Below are 22,414 nucleotides of genomic sequence, written 5' to 3' on the forward strand. Positions count from 1 at the left end.
AGGAGCTGGAGATCAAGGCAGAGCCCGACAAGCTGATCCGCGAACTGACGGCGGACGAGATGGACGCCGTGCGCACGATCATCGATGCTATGGTAAAAATGGCCGGCACACCGCGCGGCAATGATAAGATGATCGACGGCGGCAACGCAACGTTCTTCCAGACGATGAACAACGTCATTGACAACTGCGGCGGTCTGCGCCGCTGGTTCGAGGGTGTCGCCACCCGCTACGCCGCCAAGGTCATCCCGGTGGCACGCACCAAGAGCGCTCCCCTGCCCTACCTGTCCCGCGCAATTTTGGAGGACCTGGAAAATTATCGTATCTACGTCACCGGCGGTATGCCGGAGGAGGTGGAGGACGACTACGGCGCACCCGAGACGCCGGACATCGTCGAGACCACCGACTTTGTGGAGACCGACGCCGAGCCGGTCAACCAGCTGGTGCCGGAGGATGCCGCGACGAAGAAAGAAGTCACGGCGGCGCTGCTGCGCTACATTGACCGCGACACGCTCTCGGCCCGGCTGACCACCGGCCAGATGGAGGCATTCGACGATATTTTGCAGATGACGGCCTATTTTTGCCGTCGCAACGTCAAAGGCAAGGACGACGGCATGATGGAGGGCAAGGCCAACATGCAGTTTTTGGACGCTTTGAACAAGGTCATTGCCCGGTATGAGAGCCTGACCCCGCTGTTTGAGGCGATGTCGGTCATGATGGACTACGACACCTACTGGAAGGACCTGATGAAGAACCCCAGGATCAAAAATCCGAAGCTCGTCTTTCAGTCTGAGGTCGAAAAGGCCCTGCTGATGCCGTCCGCCATCATCGGCGAATACACCGCCCGCAAGGCCCAGAGCGACACCGGCCACACGCTGCACCGGGAATACAACTGGACGAAGGCCTTTGACGAAGAATAAGAAGAAAAAGCGGAATTTTTGAAAATGTGCCCTGAATAACAACAGCCCCGGGATTTTCCAAAGCAGAAAATCCCGGGGCTTTGCTGTCTGTATATTTATTCGTACGTATAAATATTCACAACCGCTTAACAACCGGCGCGGTGCGGGCGGATACAACGTGTGCCCTTATCGTTTGCGCCAGACGCTGTAGGGGGCGGCGTCCCCCGATGCCCCGTGGCCGTTTGCGGCAGTGACGAGTGTCACCTGGGCAAATTTCCGCATCGCTCGATCTGCCCGCAGACGCGCCTAGCAGCCCCTCACAGCCGCCTCAATCGCGGCCTTATCCAACCCTTCCCCAATCACGATCAGCACCTCCTGACCGCTGGGAATGGGCTGTACGGTTATGGCATCGCGGGCGGCGTTCAGCTCGACCCAGCCGCCGCCGTCGGGGATAAACCCCTTGACGCGCAGCACATGGCCGTATTTCGCGTCGTGCAGGAGCGTCTGCGCGGCCTGCCGGACCTGCGCGACACTGCGCCCGGCCTCGAGAAAATACAGCGAGGTAAACGCCTTGTGCTCGTCAAAATGCAGCTTGACGTAGCTTGTCTGCCGCCAGCCGCAGCGATCCACGCGGGCAAAATCAGCGGTTGTCAGCGCGTTCCAGTCCCGGCACAGTACATCGTCCGCGCCAAAGCGGCGGACACAATGGCAGCCGGCCAGTGCGCGGTTCAGGTGGCCGATGACCGCTTCCGCCTCGCCGGGCGCGGCCAGCTGCGTGCGGCTCATGACGACAAGCCCGGCACTGGCGGCCTCGGAGGCTAGCAGGTAGTCGGCCTGCGGGGAAAGCTCGTTTTCCAGCTTGGCGTCCACAATGGCAATGACGCTGCCCAGCGTATACCAGCGGTCCAGCGGCTCGTCCCGCAGAATGTCGTAGAACTCGTCCACGTCAAAGATGCCGCTCGGCTCAATGACGACCCGGTCAAAGCCGCGCATTGCCATTGAGATCAGCTTGGTGCGCATCCGGCGCTGGTGGGTGTCGCAGTCACAGCCGCCGCTGATCGTCTCTATGTCGCAGTGCTCCCCAATCAGGTCCTGCAGCAGCATGGCATCGACGTTCACCGCGCCGAAGTCGTTTTCCAGAATGCAGACGCTGTGCCCCTGCGCGACGAGATACTGCACGTAGCGGCGCAGGAACGTCGTCTTGCCGGAGCCGAGAAACCCCGTGATCAAATCGACCTGTACCATCTTACTCCTCCTTCGGGCAGGTCATGCCCCGCTGGCGACCAATGGCCGCCCCTACACACGCAGTACGGCAAGAATGCAATTTTTTTGACGGTCTGACTTTATTCGTGAATTTCCAAAGGAAGATCGTCAGGGTCGGAAAAGAATGTCATTTTTTTGCCTGTGTAAGCATCGACTCGGATCGGCTCGGTTATGATGCCCTTTTTATTCAATTCTCTTACGGTATCATCGACAGAGTCTACAGCAAAGGCAAGATGCCGGAGGCCGTAAGCCTCTGGATAACTGGGGCGTTTCGGGCAATTTTTAATGATAAAAAGTTCTAATTCCATCCCATCGAGTTGAAGATCGATTTTGTAATCATCGCGTTCCGGTCTGTAATTTTCTCGAATGACAGAAAAGCCTAACAGATCCACATAAAAGCGCCTTGATTTCTCATAGTTGCTCCCGATAATGGCAATGTGATGAACTTTTTTCAAATTCATGGCGTATTTACCTCTCCCCTGCCTGGTGTGCGGTACCCTGCAAATAAAAAACGTACCCGAACCCTTTTCCGTAAAGAATTGGGTTCGAGTACGAACTGTCTGGTGGAGGATGGGGGACTCGAACCCTCGACCTCTGCGATGTGAACGCAGCGCTCTAACCAGCTGAGCTAATCATCCGTATGCGATTGACAAATGATAGTATACAGGATTTGCCCGGATTTGTCAAGCGCAAATTTTCAATTGTTTTGTTGTTGTCCTCCTCTCCCCCCCCTGCCCGCAAAAAAGACCCCGCCTCACGGCGCGAGAGACGCGCTGTGAGGCGGGCTTGCAGTTGAGAGGAAAAGAGATTACCTGCTCAGCTCATCGGCCAGAGCGGCGAGCTGGGCCTCGCTGGCGGCATTCAGCGCGCCGCGGACCGTGACGGTGGTGGCAGCGTAGGTCAGGTTCTTGCTGCCCTCAAGCATTTTGGTCATGACCTTGGCGGCCATCGGCGCCCAGGAGCCGTTCTCAATAAAGGCCACCGTGCGGTTCTGGTAGTTGCGCTCGGTCAGATGATGGATGAACTCCTTCATGAAGGGGAATACATCGGCGTTGTAGGTAGGCGTGGCCAGTACCAGTTTGCTGAAGCGGAATGCCTGCGCGACGGCCTCGGCCATATCGCAGCGGGCCAGGTCCATGGCAACCGTCTCCACGCCCTTCTCGCGCAGGGCCTCGGCCAGGCGGTTGGCAGCCTCGGCAGTGTGGCCGTAGATGCTGCTGTAGGCGACGAGCACACCCTCGGTCTCGGGGCGGTAGGCACTCCAGGCGTCGTAGGCGGCCAGCACATCGCCCAGCTGCTCCTTGTGCAGGACGGGACCGTGCAGGCTGCAGACGGTCTCGATGTCCAGCGCGGCGGCCTTTTTCAGCACGGCCTGCACCTGCACGCCGTATTTGCCGACGATGCCGATGAAGTAGCGGCGGGCTTCGGGCAGCCACGGCTCCTCCACGTCGAGTGCGCCGAACTTGCCGAACGCATCGGCGCTGAACAGGACCTTGTCTGCATCGTCATAGGTCATGATGACCTCGGGCCAGTGGACCATCGGCGCGGTGACAAAGTGCAGCGTGTGGGTGCCCAGCGGCAGGGTGTCCCCCTCCTTGACGACGACGCGGCGGTCCGCGTAGTCGGTGCCGAAATAGGCCTTCATCATGTTGAACGCCTGGGCGGACGCGACGATGGTCGTGCCGGGGTACGCCTGCGCGAACGCGGCGACGGAGCCGGAATGGTCAGGCTCCATGTGCTGCACGACCAAGTAGTCGGGTGTGCGCTCGCCCAGTGCGGCGGCGATCTTGGTGATCCACTCGTCGGTAAAATGGGCATCGACGCTGTCCATGACGGCGACCTTGTCGTCGCAGATCAGGTACGAGTTGTAGGCCATGCCGTTGGGCACGTCGTACTGGCCCTCAAACAGGTCAACAAGGTGGTCGTTGACGCCGACATACAAAATATCTTTGGTGATCTCCATACGTGTAAACCTCCCGAAAAATACCAGAGTTGTTATTCTGGACACAGTATAGCATAGTTTTAGGAATTTGTCTCGGTTTTTTCAAAAATAGTTTGATAAAATTTTTAAATACAGTTGATAGGTAGGGGCCGCACATGTGCGGCCCGTAGCTTTCCGGGGAAATGGCGTTCGCCTTATACGCTGAGGGCCGGGCATGCCCGGCCCCTACATGGCGGCAGGAGTGCGGTGTTATCGCTGCCGCCCGTGCAGCGTGGCGGCTGCCGTCAGGTTCTGCGGAGGGGTCAAGACCCCTCCCTACAGAGCCAGAGGAAAGCGCGGGTAAAGCAAAAAAGCTCCCCGCCGATTCTTGGCGGGGAGCGCAGAGGATGTTTACCTGAAAATTATACGCGCGTTTTCAGAACCTCGTGCGCGGGCACGGGGGCGTCGATGGGACGGGGCGTGCCCTCGACCCACTGGATGGCCTTCTTGGGGCACTTGCTGACGCAGGTGCCGCAGCCGTTGCACTTGGTATAGTCGATGACAGCGACGTTGTCCTTCAGGAAGATCGCCTGGTTCGGGCAGTTGCGCACGCAGAGACCGCAGGCAATGCAGCCCACCTTACAGGTCTTGTTGACCAGCGCGCCCTTGTCCTTGTTGGAGCACTTGACCGCGGGCTGCGGGGCGATGGGCTTCATCTGGATGACGTGGCGCGGGCAGGTCACGGTGCAGGCCGTGCAGCCGGTGCACTTTTTGCGGTCCACGACGGCCACGCCATTGATGACGTGGATGGCGTCAAACTTGCACGCGCGGGTGCAGTCGCCCAGACCCAGGCAGCCATAGGCGCAGGCGCTGGGGCCGCCCGCAATGGAGGCCGCAGCAGCGCAGGTCTGGATGCCCTGGTAGTCAAACCGCTTGCCGCAGTTCTCGCCGCCCGCACAGATGACGGTGGCGCGCAGGCTGGGGCGGTCGTCGGTGGCATTGCCCATGATGGTGTTGATGGCGTCGGCAGTCTTGTCGCCGCCCGGGGCACACTTGAAGGTGGGGGCACCGTTCTCCACGATGGCCTTGGCGTAGTCGGCACAGCCGGCGTAGCCGCAGCCGCCGCAGTTGGCGCCGGCCAGACATTCCGTGACCTGCGCAATGCGCGGGTCCTCATACACAGCCATGAACTTGGAGGCCAGCACAAGGATCACGCCGCCGGCCAGGCCCAGCACCACCACGACAACGATAGCAAATACGATCGGGTTCATTCTCTCCATTCCCCTTTCTTAGAATATCGCGTTGATGATGTTTTCGACCAGACCACCAAAGCCCATGAAGCTCATGGAGGTGATAGCGGCAGAAACCAGCGTGATGGGCAGGCCCTTGAAGCTCTCCGGCGGGTTGGCGGCCTCGACGCGGGAACGCACGCCGCAGAACAGCAGCATGGCGACCAGGAAGCCGACGCCCGCACCGGCGGCGCAGACAAGCGCCTCAGCGTAGGCCAGGCCGAAGCCGAACTCGGCCACAACGGCGGAGTAGTCCTGCACAGCCAGGATGGTGACGCCCAGCACGCAGCAGTTGGTCGTGATCAGCGGCAGGTAGACGCCCAGGGACTGATACAGCGCCGGGACGTACTTTTTCAGCGTGATCTCGATCAGCTGGACCAGAACGGCGATGACGAGGATGAAGATGATCGTCTGCAGGTAACCCAGATTATAGGCATCCAGCAGGAAGATCTGCAGCGGGAAGGTCACAGCCGTGGCAATGACCATGACGACGATAACAGCAGCGCCCATGCCCGCGGAGGAATCCAGCTTTTTGGAAACGCCGAGGAACGGGCAGATACCCAGAAACTGCACCAGTACGTAGTTGTTGACCAGGATCATGCTGAAGAAGATGGTGGCAAACGTTGCGATCTGAGAACTCATTGTGCGGCACCCTCCTTCTGTTCTTCCTTGGCGGCGTCGATCTTCTCGAGCATGACGTCGCCGCAGCTCTTGCGCTCAATGGGCTTGTTCAGCTTGCGCTCCAGCCAGACACAGCCGGCCATCAGGCAGCCAAAGACGAAGAAGCCGCCCGGCGCGGAGTTCATGACGGTCATGCGGTCCACGCTCTCGGGGATGATGGTGATGCCCATCCAGGTGCCGCTGCCGATGATCTCACGGACGGAGGACATGAGCAGCATCGTCAGGATGTAGCCGATGCCCATGCCCAGACCGTCCAGCGCGGAGTCCACGACGGTGTTCTTGCAGGCGAACATCTCGGCACGGCCCAGAATGATGCAGTTGACGACGATCAGCGCCAGATACACGCCCAGCGCCTTGTACAGGTCGGGCACGAACGCCTGCAGCACCATCTGCACGACGGTAACAAACGTTGCGATGATAACGATGTAGCACGGCAGATGCACCTTGGCCGGGATGACCTTGCGCAGTGCCGAGATAACGATGTTGGAGCAGACCAGAACGAACGTCATGGCCAGGCCCATGCCCACAGCGCCGGAAACGGTGGTGGTGACAGCCAGTGCGGAGCAGCAGCCCAGCACCAGGCGCAGAACGGGGTTCTCACGGATGATGCCCGCGGTAAAAACCTTCCACTTGCTTGGTTTTTCGTTCATCGTTACTGCACCCCCTTGATCTCATTGTTGTAGCAGTCGATGGCTGCGTTGATGGCGTTGAACGCGCCGTTGCTGGAATACGTTGCACCGGCAATGCTGTCCACAGGGCTGCCGGAGGCGACCTCTCCCCCGTTCCAGCCGATAAAGCCGGAGGCGAAGGAATCGCCGGAGACCTTGGAGCCGATGCCGGTGGTCTGGGTGGAGCCGTCGATGGAGATACCGGAAATGGCACCCTCGGCGTCAAAGGCAACGTAGACCGTGACGTCCTTGCCGGAGTAACCGGAGGCCGCAGCCTTGACGGCGACATCGCCGTTCGCGGTCTTGACAGCACCCTCGACGCTGGCGGTGGTCAGACCGTCGATGGCAGTCATGCTGTCGGTGGTCGTGCCCTCGGGCAGGACGGAGACATAGGCGGCCAGGGTCTCGGCTTGGGTGTTTTCCGCAATGATGGGGGCGGTGATGTCGTTCAGCACAGCCAGCAGCGCGCTGCAGACCAGGCAGATGACGACCAGCACGATGACGGGTAGCACAAGCTCCTTGAAAGTGCTCTGCTTCTCGGTGGTTTGCTTTTCAGCCATTATTCCGCACCGCCTTTCTTGGCTTTTTTGGCCTTTTTGTAGCCCAGCGGCGTCTGGTGGCCCCAGGCGTTGAACCACGGGGTCATCAGGTTACCCAGCAGGATGGCGTAGCTCATGCCCTCATTCATCGAGCCGAAGTGGCGGATGAGGAAGGTGATGAGGCCGATAAACACGCCGTAGAACAGCTTGCCCTTGGTGGTGAACGGGCTGGTCACGTAGTCCGTCGCCATAAAGACGGCACCGAACAAAAGACCGCCGGACATGCACTCGATCAGAGCGGTGTAGGCACTGCCGGTGTTGAGTGCAGTCAGCACAAAGACTGTGGCAACGATGGTCACGGGGATGGTGGCCTGGATGGTCCGGGTGGCAACCAGATAGGCGAAGCCCAGCAGGATGGCCAGCACGCAGACCTCGCCCATCATGCCGCCGTGGAAGCCCAAAAAGACGTCCAGCAGGGGCAGCGTGGTCTTGTCGGCCACGGCCAGCGGCGTGGCAGAGGCCAGCGCGTCAACGGCCATGTCGGGGTAGACGTAGGCGGTCATGCGGGAGGTGAAGCCGAGGAACAGCACGATACGGCCCACCAGCGCGGGGTTGGCGAAGTTGTAGCCAAGGCCGCCGAACAGCTGCTTCGTGATGACGATGGCGATGAACGCGCCGACAACGGCGATCCAGAGCGGCATGCTCACGGGCATGTTCAGCGCCAGAATGATGCCGGTGACAACGGCGGACAGGTCGCCCACGGTGTTGGGCTTTTTCAGCAGCTTTTCATAAATGTACTCAAACGCCACACAGGCCAGGGTGGTCACAGCGACCAGCACCAGCGCCTGCACGCCGAAGATCAGACCCGCGGCCAGCACGGCGGGCAGCAGCGCAATGACAACATTGCCCATCAGCCCGCGGGTGGTGGATGTATCGCGGATATGCGGCGAGGCGGTAACGATCAGACGATCTTCCATGGGTTATTTGCCTCCTTTCCGCAGCTCGGCCATGTACCAGCCCTTGGCAAGGCCCATCGTCTGGCTGACGGGGCGCTTGGCCGGGCAGGCATAGGTGCAGCTGCCGCAGGCTACGCAGAGATCCACGCAGCGTGCCTTCAGCGCAGCAAAGTCCTTGTTGGAAAAGTCCTGCGCAATGACGACGGGCTCCAGACCCATCGGGCAGGCCTCGATGCAGCGCCCGCAGCGGATGCAGGCGGACGGCTCGGGCAGCGCGGCGGCCTTCTTGCTGAACAGCAGCAGGCCGTTGTTCTGCTTGAGCACCGGGAAGTCGGCGCTGGGTGCAGCGCCGCCCATCATCGGGCCGCCGAAGATGATCTTGCCCAGCTCGACGCCCTCCTTGACACCGCCGCAGGCGTCGATGACGTCGCGGTACAGCGTGCCGATGGGCACCTCGATGTTCTGGGGCCTGGCGATGGCGTCGCCCTCGACGGTGACGCGCTTCGTCACCAGCGGGATGCCGGTCTTGAGGAACTTGCCCAGTGTGGAGACGCTCGTCACGTTCATGATGACGCAGCCCACGTCGGCGGGCAGGCCCGGCTTGCCGGAGGGGCCGACCTGCGGCACCTCGCGCCCGGTGCAGGTCTCGACGAGCGTTTTCTCCGCGCCCTGCGGATAGCGCATCGGCAGGCCCTTGACCTCGACGCCCTTCATCTCGCGGGTCAGCGAGGTAAGCAGGTCGATGCACTCGGGCTTGTTGCGTTCAATGCCGATGATGCAGTGCGGGATCTCGCAGTACTTCATGACAGCGGTGATGCCGGAGATGATCGTGTCGCTGCACTCCAGCATCTCGCGGCAGTCGGTGGTCAGGTAGGGCTCGCACTCGGCAGCGTTGATGAGCAGCGTGTCGATGGTGTTGGCCGCCAGCTTGACATGCGTCGGGAAGCCGGCGCCGCCGACACCCACCAGGCCGCAGGCCTGCACGGCAGCCAGCAGGCTGGCTTTGTCGGTGACGACGGGCGGCACACAGGCCGGATCAACGGTCTGCGCACCGTCGGTCTTGATGGCAACAGCCGTCGTCATCGCGCCGTTGACCATGCGCAGCGGTGCAATGTCCTGCACAGTGCCGGACACACTGGAGTAGATATTGGCGGATACAAAGCCGCCGGCCTTGCCGATCACGGTACCGACCATGACGGTGTCGCCCTTTTTGACGACAGGCTCCGCGGGCGCGCCGATGTGCATCGACATGGGAATGACGACGTGCTCGGGCACCGGCATCTTGTTGGTCGGCTGCCCGGCTGTCGCCTTCGTGTGCGGTACGGCAGCACCCTTGGCAGAGCGCTTTAGGGACTTGAACAATCTGATTTCCCCCGTTTCTCTGATTTTTCTCGCCGCGGACGGGATTTCTGCTCCCCCGTCCGTGGTGGATAACTATACGGATTTATTGTACCATTTTTCAAAAGCATGTCAAGCAACCAAGTATGACAAAAGGTCGATTTTGCATCGAACACGCAAGATTTGCAACAATTTGGGCAATCGCCGCAGAATAAAAGGCTGTATAAAAATTAACAATCCCACAAAGAAAACCCCTGGCAGATGTCGGTCTGCCAGGGGTGATATGGTAGGGGCCGGGCATGCCCGGCCCGCGGCCTTCCCATAAGAGGTCGTTGGCCGTCATGCTGCGGGCCGCACATGTGCGGCCCCTACCGCGCGGCCACACAATGGAACTGTGAGGCTACGCAAGCTGCTGCGGCGGCCTGTGGGCAGGCCGCCCTACGTCCTTCCCGTTGACTGCTGCTGACCTGCGGGGCGTCGGGGACGCCGCCCCCTACAGGGGACAATCGTAGGGGCGGATTTATCCCTCCCGGCTGCGGGTAACTGTCATAGCGTGCAACTGGGCTTCTGTGGGCTTGTAGGGCGGCCAGCCCTCTGGCCGCCGCGGAGGGGTCAAGACCCCTCCCTACAATACTGCCTTCCCAGGGTAGAAAACAAAAAACGGACAACTACCTAAAACAGCAGTTGTCCGTTTTTTTATTTACAGCTCGATCTCCTGCAGCCGCAGCAGCGCCAGAATATAAATCTTCAGCGCCTCGACCAGCTTCTCAAACGGGGTGCCCTCGTTCGCGCCGTGCATCGGGCCCGCAAAGGACGGGATCTCAATGTCGGTGTGCTCGGGGCCGAAGCTGACGGCATAGGGGAAGTGGCGCGCATAGGTGCCGCCGCCCATCGTAAAGGGCTTCTTGCCCTCGCCGGTGACGTCGTTGTAGGTGTTGATGAGTGTCTGGATGGCCGGGCTGTCCGCGTCGATGTAGAATGGCACGCGGCTGCTGACGTTCTCCAGCGTGGCCGCGCCGCCGCAGACCTTCCGGATGGCGGCAGTCATCTTTTCGGGGTCGGTATTCGTCGGGTAGCGGCAGTCAAAGCTCTGGCGGATGACGCCGTCAGCCATCTCGATCGTGCCGCCGATGATGGTCAGCGGGTCAAACAGGCCGTCGTCCGCCGCAATGCCCAGTGCGCTGCCGTCGGTGTCGGCGTGCAGCGTGTGCAGCACGTTCAGGTAGGCCTCCTCCTGCGGGGTGCAGACGCCGCTCTTGAGCAGGCAGTTGACGATCAGGCTGATGGCGTTGACCGTGCCCTCGGGCATGGCGGCGTGGCCGCTCTTGCCCCAGCCGCGGATGACGGTGGCACCGCCCTCCCCTGCCTCGAAGGTCACGCCCTCGGTCTGGACGAGGGCGCCCGCGCCGACCTGCACCGTGCAGGAGGCGCGGTCCGGCACGGCGTTGTGGGCGACGCCGCCCTCGAACGCCGTGATGATGCCGTTCTCAAACTTCGGGCTGACGAGCTCGCCGTTGAAGCCGCCCTTCTCGCCGTTGCAGACCGGGAACTCGGCGTCCGGCGTAAAGCAGAAGGCGGGCATCGGGTAATGCTCGGCGTAGTAGTCTACGTCGTGCATGTTCGTCTCCTCGTTGGCACCCAGCAGGGCACGCACGGGGTATTTCAGCGCCGCGCCGCTGTCCTTCAGGTACTTCAGCGCGTACAGGCAGAGGATGCTTGGGCCTTTGTCGTCGGCCACGCCGCGGCCCAGCAGCCAGACGTCCCCCAAGCGGACCAGGCACGGGAAGCCGGCCAAGACGACCACACCGGGCACAACCACCGCACGCGCGACACGCGCGAGGAACAGCCGCCCGACGCCCACCCTGCACGACGCGCCCCAGCCGATGAAGCCCGCCGCCCAGAACGTCACCAGGACCACCGAGACGCCCAGCTCCAGCAACGCCACCAGCACCACCGAAAGCCAAAGCCCCAACCCTGCGCCCAGCACCAGAGCCACCTCCACGCGGGACACGGCCAACAGAAGCGCCACCGCCCGCACGATCAGGTCGCCGGTGGTCTCCACAAACGCCGAAACGAACACCAAAACCGCATCGCCCACGTTCAGAAGAATCACCACCAGACGCGCCACATTCAAGATACCACACCGGCCAAAGACCGAAAAGCAAAAGAACGTCGGGACCAGCAAACCCATCGGCGTACCCGACCCCCCGCACCACCAAAAGCACACCACCGCACCAAAATAGAAGACCAGCAGACGATGAACGGGAAAAGGAAACAGCGCGCGGCCAGCAAACAACCCCCCCCCGCAACGGAGGAAAAAATCCGAGACGCACCCGCCCACAAACCCCAGGAAAATAGCAACAGCCCCCGACACCGAAACCCACCGCCAACACAGCGCAGACGCCACCGCAAAGACGGCGGCCCCCCACACCACCAACGCCAGGCGCAACCACGGCCGCACCAAGCCCGTGGCCGACACACCCAACAGCGCCAAGGACCCCGCCCACAAGGACGCCCCCCACAACCCCGCCCAGCACAAGATCGACACCACAGACCGAGGGCAGACCACCGAGGACAGCGCGCCGCACGCAGGGCAGCTCAACAAGACCAACCACGGCACAAAAGACAAAAACCCCAACGCGGGGCAAAGCCACGGCGAAACCCTCGACACACGGCCCTCCCCGACCACCCTGGACACAAACCAGCCCAGCAGCGCCCAGGCCACGGGCCCCGCAGACCCCGCCATGACAGCCGCCAGCGGCACCAGCCAGCGCGCCACCAGCGGCAACCACAGCACCGAACCCGCCACCAAGATACACGCCACGATGCACGCCGACCTCGACCCCAAGCCCCCCGCCATCCAGAGGCAGCAGCACCGCAGGAAGCACACACCAGCCACCCGCAGGCCCAGCGGCCAAGAGACGACCCAGGCAGACCGGGAAACCAGCGGGTTGCAGCCCCCCGGCAAGGACGTCCCAAAAACAGACGAAAGCGGAAAGCACGCCGAGCCCCCAAACCGAAAGAACCTGGGCAGCGAAACCGCCAGAAAAACCGAGCAAAAACCGGCCCCCACCGCAGCACCCGTCGCCGGGACCCTGAAAAACACCACACACACGGCCCACCTCGCACTCGCCCACCGCCCGCATCACCACCCCGACCGCCACACCCAGCACAACGATGACCTCAGACACAGCCGCAACACCCGCAGACCAGACGGCCACCACCACATACACGGACGAAAAGGCCACCTCAAACACCACATGACACACACAGAACACGCACCGCAACAACACCCCCCCCACACCGCACACGCCCAGAGACCACGGCCAGGAGAGCCTCGCCGCAAGCAAGCACCACGACGGCGCAGCCGCCCGCCAGAAAACCGAAGAACGGAACCGGACCCACGCTGACAAAGCGCCAACGAAAACAGCCACAAACGCCCGCCACATGGCCAGCCGGCCCCCACCCGTGCACGAGAACACGACGGCGCCCACCACAAAAACCCGCAGCAAAACCGCCGAGAACACAGAAGCGAAGCCCCCCACCGCCGACGAACGCGACAACAACATCGACCCGACGCCCCCACCCACCGGACAGCCCCAGCACCCCCGGGACCAGGCGAGCACCGCGAAGGCGCGGGCGACCGATCCGAAAGCCCAGACCGCACCAACGGGCAAGGCAAAAACGCCGCGGGACGCGATCATCGCCCGGTAGAAGGCACACCAGCACGCCAACAAGCCCACAATCCCGACCGTGCCCCAGCCACCGCGCCCAAAAACAGCCGCAAAGCAGGACCTCGGCCCCGCCAAGCCGAGCCCCCAGGAAACGCCCAGCCCCGCGGCAAAGCCCAACCGCACCCGCCGCATCGCCGCCAGAAGGAACCGCCACGACCCGGCCAAGAACACCAAAAAACCGCAGAAAGGACACCCCACCAAGAAAAGGGGAAACAAGGAGAAGAGCGGAGTGCCCCCGCCAACGCAAGCCACAAACAGAAAAGCAACAAAATGCTAAGAAGAAAAACACAGCACCGCCAAACCGTAACGCGCAAACAGCAAAGTGTTGGAAAAACACACACAGAGCCCGCAACCGAAGCACTGGCGCAAAGAAACGAAAACAAAGGGCGGGACGCAAAACAACACAAAAAAAACAAAAAATACACGATCATGCAGGATCGGGGCCATGCAGCGCGTAAAAAACACGCAAGCACAAAAAACGGAAAACACCCCAAAAGCCAGCAGACATTTGACCGCGACAGACGCACCGGCCAAACGGGCAAAAAAGGATAAAAAGAAGACCCAAAACTCAACCAAACAGCAGCAAACAGGCCCGAAGCCCAGGAGTAAGAGAGACGCCAACGCAAAAAGCCCCCTACCACCACACGCACTCAGCAGAGGCGCCGCAGCGACCGCGCAAGCACGACCCCACAAGTCAAAGCGATACAACAAATCCACCAAGGATCACAAAAAGGCAGACAGCACCCCAACCCAACCCACACGCCCCTCGCGCGAACCCCACCACGCAAAGACCAGGGCAAAAAACCACCAGCACACCGCCCAACAGCAGCTGCAGCCAGAAGGCACGGACTATGACACAAAAATACGCAGCACCGGTCAACCCCCCCGACCAAACGATGGTCAAAATGAACGCGCCCGCCACCGAAAGACCCAACAGCACCCCCGGCAGGGCCCAGGGCTCATCCAGCAGCACCCCCAACACAGAGAAAAACCAAAAACCGCCCCAGGCGTAAAACACCGCAGCAAAATATTCAGAGAAGACACTGACAGAGAACACGGCCTAAAGCCCCCCGGCCCAAACACCGCGAACCGCACCCAACCCAACCACCTCAGCGGCCCGCAGCAACCTGAAAAAAACTACCGCAACAACATCACCGCCTACAAACAGAAAACCACCACCACACAGCCGGAAACCACCAGCCAGACAACTAAAATCGAGGCGGACCAGAAAAAAACCGGCAAGAACCCGCGGCAAGCCGCCGACGGCGGGACCTCGACAACGCAGCAAATGCCACAGCCCACAACAAGGAAAAAACGAGAACCGGCAGGCGAGCACAACTCAATCTCATAAAAAAACACACCACCCAAACCGATCACCATGAGAAGGGCAAAATGACCCAGAATCGGCGGCAGGGGCCCGACAACCCCGGCCACGTCGGCAAAGGAAGACGCAGCCACACCCAAACCCCCCCCGCCAAAAACGCCCGCCACCCACACGCGAAGAACCTCCTCACGCCAGCCGATCACAGAAGACGTCCCCGGCGGCGGCCCCAGCACACACGGCGGCCTGCCCAACCACGACGCAGACGGCGTCCGCGCAGAGCCGCTAAACAGAGCCCAGCACAAGCCCCACAGAATAACAACCCACACGGCCGACCCCGCAGAGAACCGCGCCACCGGAGCCGTCAAAAGGGCGCTACACCACGGGCTCACCCAAGACGAAAGACCACACCGGCAGGGCCGCCGCCAGCTCAACCACAACGGCCGCACACCCGTACGCCATGCCGCGACCGCAATCGCCCCCAGCGCCCACCGACCCCAGCACAATCGGGAAGGAACAGCCACACAACATGGCAGGGACACACCACCCAGACAGACCGCAAAAGGTCCAGCCCGACCAGATGCTCAACGAACCAGCCTTGGCCAAAGACCCCAGCGAGCCCCCCGACGCAAAGCCCCAGCCAGAACACCAGCACCAGGACAGGACAAGCCACATCACGCAGCTCATAAAGGACCCCCTCCCCGCCCCGATGGCAGCCGGCAAGGAGAAACACGGGGGATTCCCCACCAACATGTTGCACGAGCAATCCCAGACCCCGGTAGAACAGAGAGGTGGCGTAAATGCACCCCTGCGGAACAGCCTGGACGCACCCGACAACTGCACAAACGCCAGGCCACGGCAACGGCAACACAGCACCAGAGACACAAACCCCATAGAAGAAGCAGCGCTCAGAGACCGGCAGGCAAGCGGGGCAGGAACAAACGACGACAAGGACGAGACACCCACCATCGCACCCACCCAGAAGGCAAACGACCCGCAACACGGCGCCAAAGCGCCAGACACAACCACAGAGCTCCCCGCACCGCCGGCACCACAATACGGCGCCGCCCACGCCAACCACAAAGCCCAGCGGCACGGCACCCACGCAGACAAGGGACACAACACCCCGAGAAAAAGAGCCCTCAACAACGGCCGGGACCAGGCCGAGTACGACAAAGAGGACAGGATCGGAAAGGAAGAGGAGATCAACGGGGAACACACCGAAAGCAAGAAAGCACAGAGGACCTCCATCGGAGAACCAGGCCAAGACGGAAAGGGCACGCGGGCGAAGACCAAACAGTACGGCCCCGCCACGACCCCCCCGCCGATGCCCAGAAAGAGGACACTGTAGGCAACGATGCCCACAGCACACGGGCGGCCCACACCGGCAGACACCAAGACGAAGACGCGAGCACACCCGCAGCAATACCCCGCGCTCCAGCAAACAACGCTCAAAATCGTGCATTCCCACCCCCCGTAGACGGAAAAGCCACCCGGCCAGAACACCACATACCCCCCCGTCATGACGGAAAAACCCAAGGAAACCCCCCACTGGACCTCCGCCCACCGACGCGAAGATGCGCAAGAAGCACCCAGCCACAACGGCGCCCAACACCACAAGACCAAAACCAGGCCGCACGCAGTCGACATCGACGGAGCGAACCACCACCGCACCCGCGCCGCAACGAACGACCAGATCCACACACCCCAGCACAACAACACCTCCGTCCCCGCGCCCGCCCTGGACGAAAAGCACGAATGCACCGGACACACCAGCAAGATCGACAGAGAACACCACAAACAGGAGGCCCTAGACCAGCGCGGCACCCGCGAGGAGGCCCGCGTCGCGGAGGGCACCCGAACAGACGCAGACCTGGCCCCCGCCAAATCGCACCACGCGATAAAACCCGGCCAGCACATCGAAGACACCACCGACGGGCAGCGCGAGAAAAACCCCGCGGGCGACGCGGCGCAAAAGAACGGCGAACAGCCCGCCCCCATCGACGCGAGCGGCAAGAACGCAGAAAACCACAGAGCCCCCACAGGAGGCCCGAAAGAACCGAGCCAGCCCGACGCCATACCCCAGATCATGCAGCCCAGCAAAATCGACACCAGGGACCACGCAACCATGGTCGACGTCCAGAAAAGGAAGTACACACCCAGCGAACAGAAAATCACGCCCACCTTACGCAGAGAGGACTACGAGATATCGCCGCTAAGCATCTCGACGAACTGCCGCTCCAACAGCCACACACCCCCGGCCAGACCAAACACGCCCGTACAAATCAAAGCCCCCAAAACCGCGCCGAGGCAGCCCATGACGGAAAGCCCGGCCACCGCGCCCAAGGCCGCAACCCCGACGCCGACCACCACCTCCAGCACAAGAACCGGCAAAACCGAAAGCTAAAGCCACATACGGGTCCCCTGCAGCGAGACCGACCCGGAAACATCGCCGGCAATAACGGACACAACCCACGCATGGCCGCAGCGCCGGCAGAACACAACGACCGGCTCGGCGGCAACCGCCGTCAACCCCACGACAGACACAGACACCACCACCACGCCAACACCGACCGCAATAAGGCACACGCAGAGCAGACACACGACGAACCTGAAAACCAAACCGATGACGCCCACCCGCCCCAGAAGCCAGCGCTCCGCCCCGAGGGCAAGAGACCCGGGCAGGCCCGCCGCACCGCCCATCCCCCCGACGACATCGATGGAGAGACCGCCCAGCTGCGCAAGGGCGACAAGAACCGCCAAATTGGCCCTGGAGCCAACCGTGGCAACACCAAAATCCACAACACGAAAAAACGGAGCACACCACAAAAAAAAGGCAAAAGCACAGCCGAAGACGTAAAAGTCACAAACGGCCATCCGGTCGTAAGCCACCGCAGAAAGACGAACCGCCCAACCGCCAAGCAGGACAAAAAACCGACAAAGCGACAGGCAACGGCCGCACCCTCCCCTACAGCCCGGCAAAGCCCTGCAACACCCGCAGGCCGCGATCACCGGATTTGCCCGCCCGCAACCGGAAACCGCACACCAGCACCACCCGCAAAACGACAGCGACGGGCACGCAGCACTCGACACCCCCCACGGCAGAGGCACCCCAGCGACCGACGAAAAACCTGACAACCGAATACACCCACAAACCGACGTCGAAGCACTGCAACAGCGCGTCGGCCTAGCCCACGAGCACAAAGTCCAGCGCAGGCCAGACGATGAGGGGCACCGAAACAGCCAGAACGGAAAACTCGGCCAAAAGCGCGCAAACCGCGACCAGAATCAGCCCGAGAAAGCCAGACGCCCCCGAAGACCAGCCAGGCGCAAACAGAAGCCGCACCCACAAGCAGAGGCCAAGCAGCGGCATCGACCCCGAAACCCCGCGCAAAACCCGCACAACGCACGTGGCCTCGAGCCTGCCCAGCGCGTAGGCGAAAGCACAGACAACCACCAGAAGAAAAAGAACCGACACCAGCAGCGAACAGGAAACGCGGAACACCCGAAACGATACGCCCAGCCATAAGACGCACGACGACACCCTGAACAGCACCCCCACCACCTACGCAAAGAACACCAACAACTAGGACACCCCCCAGCAGAACAAAACGCAGACAGCCACCAACAAGAAGGGCAACAGAAAATGCAAGCACACCCATGCACGCGCCCTGAAGGACGCCGCCGAACCGCCAGATATGCACCCACGAACGCAGCAAAAACCGCAAAGAACAGAGACAGCCAAGAGAATACCAAAACCGCAACCCGCAGACAGTCCGAGAACAACGAAGCAGCCAACCAGCAAACAAAAAACCCGCGCGCACACAACCCCCCAAAAAACCCAACAAAGGACAGACACCCCCACGCCGCAAACAAAAAACGCATGCCCCACCAAAACACCGGAAACCCCCCCCAGCCAAACCCACCCCGACTACGCCCGCGCACGCCAATGACCGGGGCCGGTACACCACCAAAAGAGGCCCCCGAGCAGATCCCCGACGCGCCCGCGCCCCGAGCCACCCCGCGAACACTGCAGGCGCCACAGCGGAAAGTGAAAAGGCGCAAAACCGAAATCAACCCGCGACACGCAAACCAGAAACCCAACCGTGCACCCCCTAAACGAGACCGGCAGCAAAACCGAGAGCAAAGCACGAAGCACAAATAAGGACCCAAAACCCGCAAACAGCACCACCAGCAAGGCACGAACACCAAAAAAACAACGACAAAAACAACGACGATACCGAGGTAAGAACCCAGCACACCAGCGATGGCGGCCACCCGCGCAACCAGCCGCGGCGGCAAAACCCGCCCGCCAATAACAATCGGCTCGCCCAGGCCGCAGGAGATCTGCAAAACCAGGCTCACCTCAGCCCCCACCGCCACGATCAGCTGCGCCAGGTCCACGAAAACACACAGGACCGCGCAAAAGCCGAAACCCACATCCACGAACGCCAGCCCCCCGCCCCCGCCCCAAAACACGCCAACCACCAGCACCAGCTGCCCGTCGCGAACGCCAAAGCAAAGGAGATCCACCAGACCCACGCCCAAAGCGAGCGCAAAAGCCACGTCCACAGCGCCGTGCGCCAAAGCAGAGCACAGCCGCACCCCAGGCACAACCCCAGCCACCGCCGCCGCCACGCCAGCCACACGAGCGAAACCATCGGCGGCCCCCCCAAGAATAACAACGCCAACGACATGAACAAGAGCGCCAGCGGCGGACGGCTCAAGAGAAGCGACGGCGAGGATAAAAGAACCGCCCACACGGGCAACTCCCCCGCCCAAAGCAAGAAGGAAACGAACGGCCAGAAGGACACACCCGATCGCATCGAGCAGAACACGGCAGAAGAAAACCCCAGCCCCCGCAACACAACACCCGAGGACGATGTACCAAACATGGAATGCCCGAGCTCCCACGAAGCACCCGTCATCACCGCACGAACCATGCCGGGAACCGGAGGGCCGGACACCCCCAGACACAACACGCCCCCGGGCACACCGAGATGAAAAAGAAGCCACAAACGACTCGACAAAAGAAAACACGCATACACGCCGACAGCGGCGGAAACCCCCCCAGCGCGACCAACAAAACCACCCACAACGCGCCCGCCAGCCACAAGTTGAACCCGCGGAGCAAGAAGGCCAGCACGCCAGACCCACCACGGAAAGACAACAAAAAACAAAGAAAAAACCGGACACCTAGGTCAGCGACACACCCGCAGAAAAAACCCACAACGGCCACGAGAAGCAAGCGACGAAAACCCCGCACGCGCCCTTGAAGGCAAACGCAGTCCCCAAAAAGAACAGCCACACCAACACCAGCACCATCTAACACCTCCTGCGCGGCAAAACCGACCACCCGCCCCAGCACCACCCCCAGGGCCGCCCCCGCGCAAAAGATAAAGCAAAACCGCTGCACAAAACCATCCACCCCCAGCAGCCCCAACAACCCCGCCCTAAAACCGAGAGCCACCCGGACCTGAGCCCCCGCAAAATACCCGCCAAGCCCCACACGCACCGCAAGGACCAGGAAGACACGCCCCGCCGGCACCACCAAGATCAGCACCGCAAACACGACATCGACGCAGAGCACCAGAACCGAAAGCGCAAGGACAACCACGGCACCAACACCCTCACCCAGCACGACACCGACAATAACGCCACCGTGCGGCTCCACGATGGCACCGGCGAGGACAGCGCGCGGCACCGCAGCGACCCGCACCTCCACCCCAGCCTGAACCACCCGGGCGAAAACCAAACGGACGGCGACAACCACCGGACCCCCCAACACGTCGGGCTCGCCCCCGCCGACAACGACCGCGGCGACCCACACGGCGGCACAAGCCCCAACTACCAGAACCAGAACGTCCAACAGAACACCGAGCATAACAACGCCAACAACAACCAACAAAACCCCCTCTGCCGCAACCACGAAGACAATCACGACACACACAATCTGAAACAAGCCCGAAAAACCCCCCGGGCCCGAGGAAAAGCCGGCCACGGCCTATCCCACGCCCAGTGCAAAAAGCAAATCAAGGCCCGCAATGACCCAGCCAGCAAGAAACGAGGGGGCCACCAGCCCGGCCCGGCCCGCACGGGTCAACAGAACCATCCGCCCGAAGCCCCCCACCCGCACCGGAACCACATCCATCAACAAGGCCGACAAGTACCACGCCCACCCGCCCACCACAAAAACGCCCGCACCCAGAAAGCCGGTGAACGTCCGCCAAAACACGACCCCGAACTCCTCGGTGAACACAAAGGGGGCAAACACATGCAGACCAGCCAACGGGCCCACGCCCTACGCCGACAAAATCAGCGGCGTGACGAACGCCGCACAGAAATCCACCACCTCCGCAAAGGCGTACGCAACGTCGGCCAGACCGACCCGCACGTCGGACAACCCGGAGTAGCCGAAGATGCAGACGAACTCCATCAGGCCGGCCGCGACGCCCGCCCGGAAATCCGCAAGAAACCAAACCACCGTGACCGCCACGTCCGCCGCGGCCCGGATGTCACCCTGCACAAACACCGCGCGCCAGAACTCACCAAAGCCATACAGAAAGAGCACGGTGCAAGGCCCGCCGCCAACGCACCAAACAACAACGCAAGCGGGGCGCATGTCAACCTCGAGCATCCCCCGCAGCAAAGCAACCGCGCAGAGATCGACAGAAAAGCCCCGATAACGGTCACAGCCCGGGCCTGCAACGACGCCCACGGCGCGACAATAGCCAAGAACAACGAGGACAAGACCAAAACACAGGCCAGAGAAATCCACCCCGTAAGCGTAACAACGCAAACGCAGCCACCGCGCCGCCAGCAACGCGCACAGCCAAAAATCACAAACCGTCAAGCAACCAGCAAAGCCCCGCCCACGGAAGCCCGAAACCCCACACGCCCAGCCACCCACAAAAGACAACGGCCCACCCCGAAAAACAAAAGCGCACACACGGACCCCCACGACGCGGAAACAAAACCCCTGCCGACAATCCCCATGGCCGAACCGCACCACCCCACGGAAAACACAACGCCGCCCGGCGCGACGAGGAAACACCCCACAAAGCCCCACCGGCACGCGACCACCAGCACCCGCGGCGCAGGCCACAACGCGGTCCCCCGCGACCACAAGCCCCACAGCAACGCGGACCCCGCCCACCCGAGCCACCCCGTAGCCAAGCCAACCGGCAACAACGGCGGCGACCGGCACAGCGCCGACACAGGCCGCAGCGGCCCAGCAAAGCGCCACAGCGCGGCTAAGGACAGCACAAAGCAAAAAGCCAAAGCCCCCCACGTGAACACCCGCAGCAGGCAGGCACACCGTCCCCCCCTCAACACCGCGAACGCCAGCCCCGCCACAGACCAAGAAAACACAACACCCCTCGAAGACGACAGGCAGCCAGCCATGCCCAAGGCCAGCCGCCACCCCCACACCGACCCGCACAGCCCCGCCGGCAAAACCCACAGCGCAGACAGCGCCCCCAAACGGCAGGAACACCCCCAGGCGGCGCGCGAGCCCCTCACCGTTCAGCCCAACCACCCCGGCAGGGCGAACAGCCCCGAAACCCAGCAACCGGCGCACGCCCCCAGACACGCGGAAAGCCCGGCGGTACGAAGCCAGGCCGCAATCGCGGCGCAAAGCAAAGCCAGCACCCTCGCCAGTGCAGCAGCCCGGAACCGCAACGCGCCCACAAGACCCATCAGCGAGCAAACGGAAATCACACACACCACACAGAGCACGGACACCGCGGCCAGAATTGGAAGGCCCAGACACACAAAGGACCCCTCCCCCTCGGCGCCAAACACCCCCA

Annotated in this window: 21 protein-coding genes, 1 tRNA gene and 1 pseudogene; 5 read left to right on the forward strand and 18 right to left on the reverse strand. The window is 62.0% G+C overall.

Annotated elements, in window-relative coordinates; translation table 11 throughout:
* Nucleotides 1–917: hypothetical protein (locus B5D32_RS15130; protein WP_159446944.1), on the forward strand; the 917-nt coding region annotated here is incomplete at its 5' end.
* 285 nt (nt 918–1,202) lie between these two features.
* Here the strand turns inward: B5D32_RS15130 and B5D32_RS00010 are convergent.
* The 11 genes from B5D32_RS00010 to B5D32_RS00060 all read right to left on the reverse strand — a co-directional run bounded on the left by B5D32_RS00010 (nt 1,203) and on the right by B5D32_RS00060 (nt 11,742).
* On the reverse strand, nt 1,203–2,141 hold the full coding sequence (locus B5D32_RS00010; protein ID WP_078783025.1) for a CobW family GTP-binding protein: 939 nt from the start codon (nt 2,139–2,141) through the stop codon (nt 1,203–1,205).
* Between the two features lie 98 nt (nt 2,142–2,239).
* Nucleotides 2,240–2,620 (reverse strand): SMU1112c/YaeR family gloxylase I-like metalloprotein, encoded by a 381-nt coding sequence (gloA2, locus tag B5D32_RS00015; protein WP_078783026.1) that lies wholly within the window; start codon nt 2,618–2,620, stop codon nt 2,240–2,242.
* A 100-nt stretch (nt 2,621–2,720) separates the two neighbouring features.
* Nucleotides 2,721–2,797 (reverse strand) — tRNA-Val (locus B5D32_RS00020).
* 170 nt (nt 2,798–2,967) lie between these two features.
* Entirely contained in the window at nt 2,968–4,122 is a 1,155-nt protein-coding gene (locus B5D32_RS00025; protein ID WP_078783027.1) for an FprA family A-type flavoprotein, read from the reverse strand.
* A 380-nt stretch (nt 4,123–4,502) separates the two neighbouring features.
* Complete coding sequence (locus tag B5D32_RS00030) at nt 4,503–5,351, reverse strand: RnfABCDGE type electron transport complex subunit B (protein WP_078783028.1); 849 nt, start codon at nt 5,349–5,351, stop codon at nt 4,503–4,505.
* 18 nt (nt 5,352–5,369) lie between these two features.
* On the reverse strand, nt 5,370–6,011 hold the full coding sequence (locus B5D32_RS00035; protein ID WP_078783029.1) for an electron transport complex protein RnfA: 642 nt from the start codon (nt 6,009–6,011) through the stop codon (nt 5,370–5,372).
* Nucleotides 6,008–6,700, reverse strand: a complete 693-nt coding sequence (gene rsxE, locus B5D32_RS00040) for an electron transport complex subunit RsxE (RefSeq protein ID WP_078783030.1) — start codon at nt 6,698–6,700, stop codon at nt 6,008–6,010. Before rsxE ends, B5D32_RS00035 begins: the two co-directional genes overlap by 4 nt.
* A gap of 2 nt (nt 6,701–6,702) precedes the next feature.
* A complete protein-coding gene (locus B5D32_RS00045; RefSeq protein WP_078783031.1) occupies nt 6,703–7,278 on the reverse strand; it encodes an RnfABCDGE type electron transport complex subunit G in 576 nt (191 codons plus the stop codon).
* Nucleotides 7,278–8,234 (reverse strand): RnfABCDGE type electron transport complex subunit D, encoded by a 957-nt coding sequence (locus B5D32_RS00050; protein ID WP_078783032.1) that lies wholly within the window; start codon nt 8,232–8,234, stop codon nt 7,278–7,280. The genes B5D32_RS00045 and B5D32_RS00050 overlap by 1 nt, the downstream gene beginning before the upstream one ends.
* Nucleotides 8,235–8,237: 3 nt before the next feature.
* Complete coding sequence (locus tag B5D32_RS00055; protein ID WP_143402622.1) at nt 8,238–9,575, reverse strand: RnfC family protein; 1,338 nt, start codon at nt 9,573–9,575, stop codon at nt 8,238–8,240.
* Between the two features lie 676 nt (nt 9,576–10,251).
* On the reverse strand, nt 10,252–11,742 hold the full coding sequence (locus B5D32_RS00060) for a Sapep family Mn(2+)-dependent dipeptidase (protein ID WP_078783034.1): 1,491 nt from the start codon (nt 11,740–11,742) through the stop codon (nt 10,252–10,254).
* A gap of 1,813 nt (nt 11,743–13,555) precedes the next feature.
* Between B5D32_RS00060 and B5D32_RS00075 the strand changes: the two genes are divergently transcribed.
* Nucleotides 13,556–13,837, forward strand: a complete 282-nt coding sequence (locus B5D32_RS00075) for a hypothetical protein (RefSeq protein WP_078783037.1) — start codon at nt 13,556–13,558, stop codon at nt 13,835–13,837.
* A gap of 142 nt (nt 13,838–13,979) precedes the next feature.
* Here the strand turns inward: B5D32_RS00075 and B5D32_RS14730 are convergent, their stop codons facing one another.
* Nucleotides 13,980–14,342 carry a hypothetical protein gene (locus tag B5D32_RS14730; RefSeq protein ID WP_143402624.1) on the reverse strand — a complete coding sequence of 121 codons (363 nt, stop codon included), beginning with the start codon at nt 14,340–14,342 and terminating at the stop codon, nt 13,980–13,982.
* Nucleotides 14,343–14,443: 101 nt separating this feature from the next.
* A complete protein-coding gene (locus B5D32_RS00080; protein ID WP_143402625.1) occupies nt 14,444–14,812 on the reverse strand; it encodes a hypothetical protein in 369 nt (122 codons plus the stop codon).
* 323 nt (nt 14,813–15,135) lie between these two features.
* Here B5D32_RS00080 and B5D32_RS00085 point away from each other — a divergent pair, with 323 nt between their 5' ends.
* Both B5D32_RS00085 and B5D32_RS15135 read left to right on the forward strand, forming a co-directional pair.
* The gene (locus B5D32_RS00085; RefSeq protein ID WP_078783039.1) at nt 15,136–15,957 is read left to right on the forward strand and encodes a hypothetical protein; all 822 of its coding nucleotides are present in this window, start codon (nt 15,136–15,138) and stop codon (nt 15,955–15,957) included.
* Nucleotides 15,958–16,128: 171 nt separating this feature from the next.
* Nucleotides 16,129–17,013 carry a hypothetical protein gene (locus B5D32_RS15135; RefSeq protein WP_078783040.1) on the forward strand — a complete coding sequence of 295 codons (885 nt, stop codon included), beginning with the start codon at nt 16,129–16,131 and terminating at the stop codon, nt 17,011–17,013.
* Here B5D32_RS15135 and B5D32_RS00095 read toward each other — a convergent pair.
* A complete protein-coding gene (locus B5D32_RS00095) occupies nt 17,010–17,483 on the reverse strand; it encodes a hypothetical protein (protein ID WP_078783041.1) in 474 nt (157 codons plus the stop codon). The genes B5D32_RS15135 and B5D32_RS00095 overlap by 4 nt on opposite strands.
* A 310-nt stretch (nt 17,484–17,793) precedes the next feature.
* Nucleotides 17,794–18,162, reverse strand: coding sequence for a hypothetical protein (locus B5D32_RS00100; protein WP_078783042.1), 369 nt, complete (start codon nt 18,160–18,162; stop codon nt 17,794–17,796).
* A gap of 1,022 nt (nt 18,163–19,184) precedes the next feature.
* Between B5D32_RS00100 and B5D32_RS14740 the strand changes: the two genes are divergently transcribed.
* Nucleotides 19,185–19,610: a hypothetical protein gene (locus B5D32_RS14740; RefSeq protein WP_143402626.1), complete on the forward strand. Its 426-nt coding sequence runs from the start codon at nt 19,185–19,187 to the stop codon at nt 19,608–19,610.
* On the opposite strand, the pseudogene B5D32_RS00105 reads toward B5D32_RS14740, so the two are convergent.
* From B5D32_RS00105 to B5D32_RS14750, 3 genes and pseudogenes are all read right to left on the reverse strand, one after another.
* Nucleotides 19,534–20,904: pseudogene (locus B5D32_RS00105) on the reverse strand (histidinol dehydrogenase). The gene B5D32_RS14740 and the pseudogene B5D32_RS00105 overlap by 77 nt on opposite strands.
* Before the next feature lie 3 nt (nt 20,905–20,907).
* Nucleotides 20,908–21,459, reverse strand: a complete 552-nt coding sequence (locus B5D32_RS14745; RefSeq protein WP_143402629.1) for a hypothetical protein — start codon at nt 21,457–21,459, stop codon at nt 20,908–20,910.
* 671 nt (nt 21,460–22,130) lie between these two features.
* Nucleotides 22,131–22,379 carry a hypothetical protein gene (locus tag B5D32_RS14750; protein ID WP_143402630.1) on the reverse strand — a complete coding sequence of 83 codons (249 nt, stop codon included), beginning with the start codon at nt 22,377–22,379 and terminating at the stop codon, nt 22,131–22,133.
* Between the last annotated feature and the right edge of the window lie 35 nt (nt 22,380–22,414).

The sequence above is a fragment of the Gemmiger formicilis genome (assembly GCF_900167555.1).
GTDB classification, from domain to species: Bacteria; Bacillota; Clostridia; order Oscillospirales; family Ruminococcaceae; genus Gemmiger; species Gemmiger formicilis.

What these genes read in the sequence shown, in the direction of transcription:
- B5D32_RS00025 (WP_078783027.1), bottom strand. Translation starts at nt 4,122, where the DNA reads ATGGAGATCACCAAAGATATTTTGTATGTCGGCGTCAACGACCACCTT.
- B5D32_RS00050 (WP_078783032.1), bottom strand. Translation starts at nt 8,234, where the DNA reads ATGGAAGATCGTCTGATCGTTACCGCCTCGCCGCATATCCGCGATACA.
- B5D32_RS00075 (WP_078783037.1), top strand. Translation starts at nt 13,556, where the DNA reads ATGCTAAGAAGAAAAACACAGCACCGCCAAACCGTAACGCGCAAACAG.
- B5D32_RS00060 (WP_078783034.1), bottom strand. Translation starts at nt 11,742, where the DNA reads ATGGGTTTGCTGGTCCCGACGTTCTTTTGCTTTTCGGTCTTTGGCCGG.
- B5D32_RS00035 (WP_078783029.1), bottom strand. Translation starts at nt 6,011, where the DNA reads ATGAGTTCTCAGATCGCAACGTTTGCCACCATCTTCTTCAGCATGATC.
- B5D32_RS00095 (WP_078783041.1), bottom strand. Translation starts at nt 17,483, where the DNA reads ATGGCCGTTTGTGACTTTTACGTCTTCGGCTGTGCTTTTGCCTTTTTT.
- rsxE (WP_078783030.1), bottom strand. Translation starts at nt 6,700, where the DNA reads ATGAACGAAAAACCAAGCAAGTGGAAGGTTTTTACCGCGGGCATCATC.
- B5D32_RS00030 (WP_078783028.1), bottom strand. Translation starts at nt 5,351, where the DNA reads ATGAACCCGATCGTATTTGCTATCGTTGTCGTGGTGGTGCTGGGCCTG.
- B5D32_RS00010 (WP_078783025.1), bottom strand. Translation starts at nt 2,141, where the DNA reads ATGGTACAGGTCGATTTGATCACGGGGTTTCTCGGCTCCGGCAAGACG.
- B5D32_RS00045 (WP_078783031.1), bottom strand. Translation starts at nt 7,278, where the DNA reads ATGGCTGAAAAGCAAACCACCGAGAAGCAGAGCACTTTCAAGGAGCTT.
- gloA2 (WP_078783026.1), bottom strand. Translation starts at nt 2,620, where the DNA reads ATGAATTTGAAAAAAGTTCATCACATTGCCATTATCGGGAGCAACTAT.
- B5D32_RS15135 (WP_078783040.1), top strand. Translation starts at nt 16,129, where the DNA reads ATGACGGAAAAACCCAAGGAAACCCCCCACTGGACCTCCGCCCACCGA.
- B5D32_RS00085 (WP_078783039.1), top strand. Translation starts at nt 15,136, where the DNA reads ATGGCAGGGACACACCACCCAGACAGACCGCAAAAGGTCCAGCCCGAC.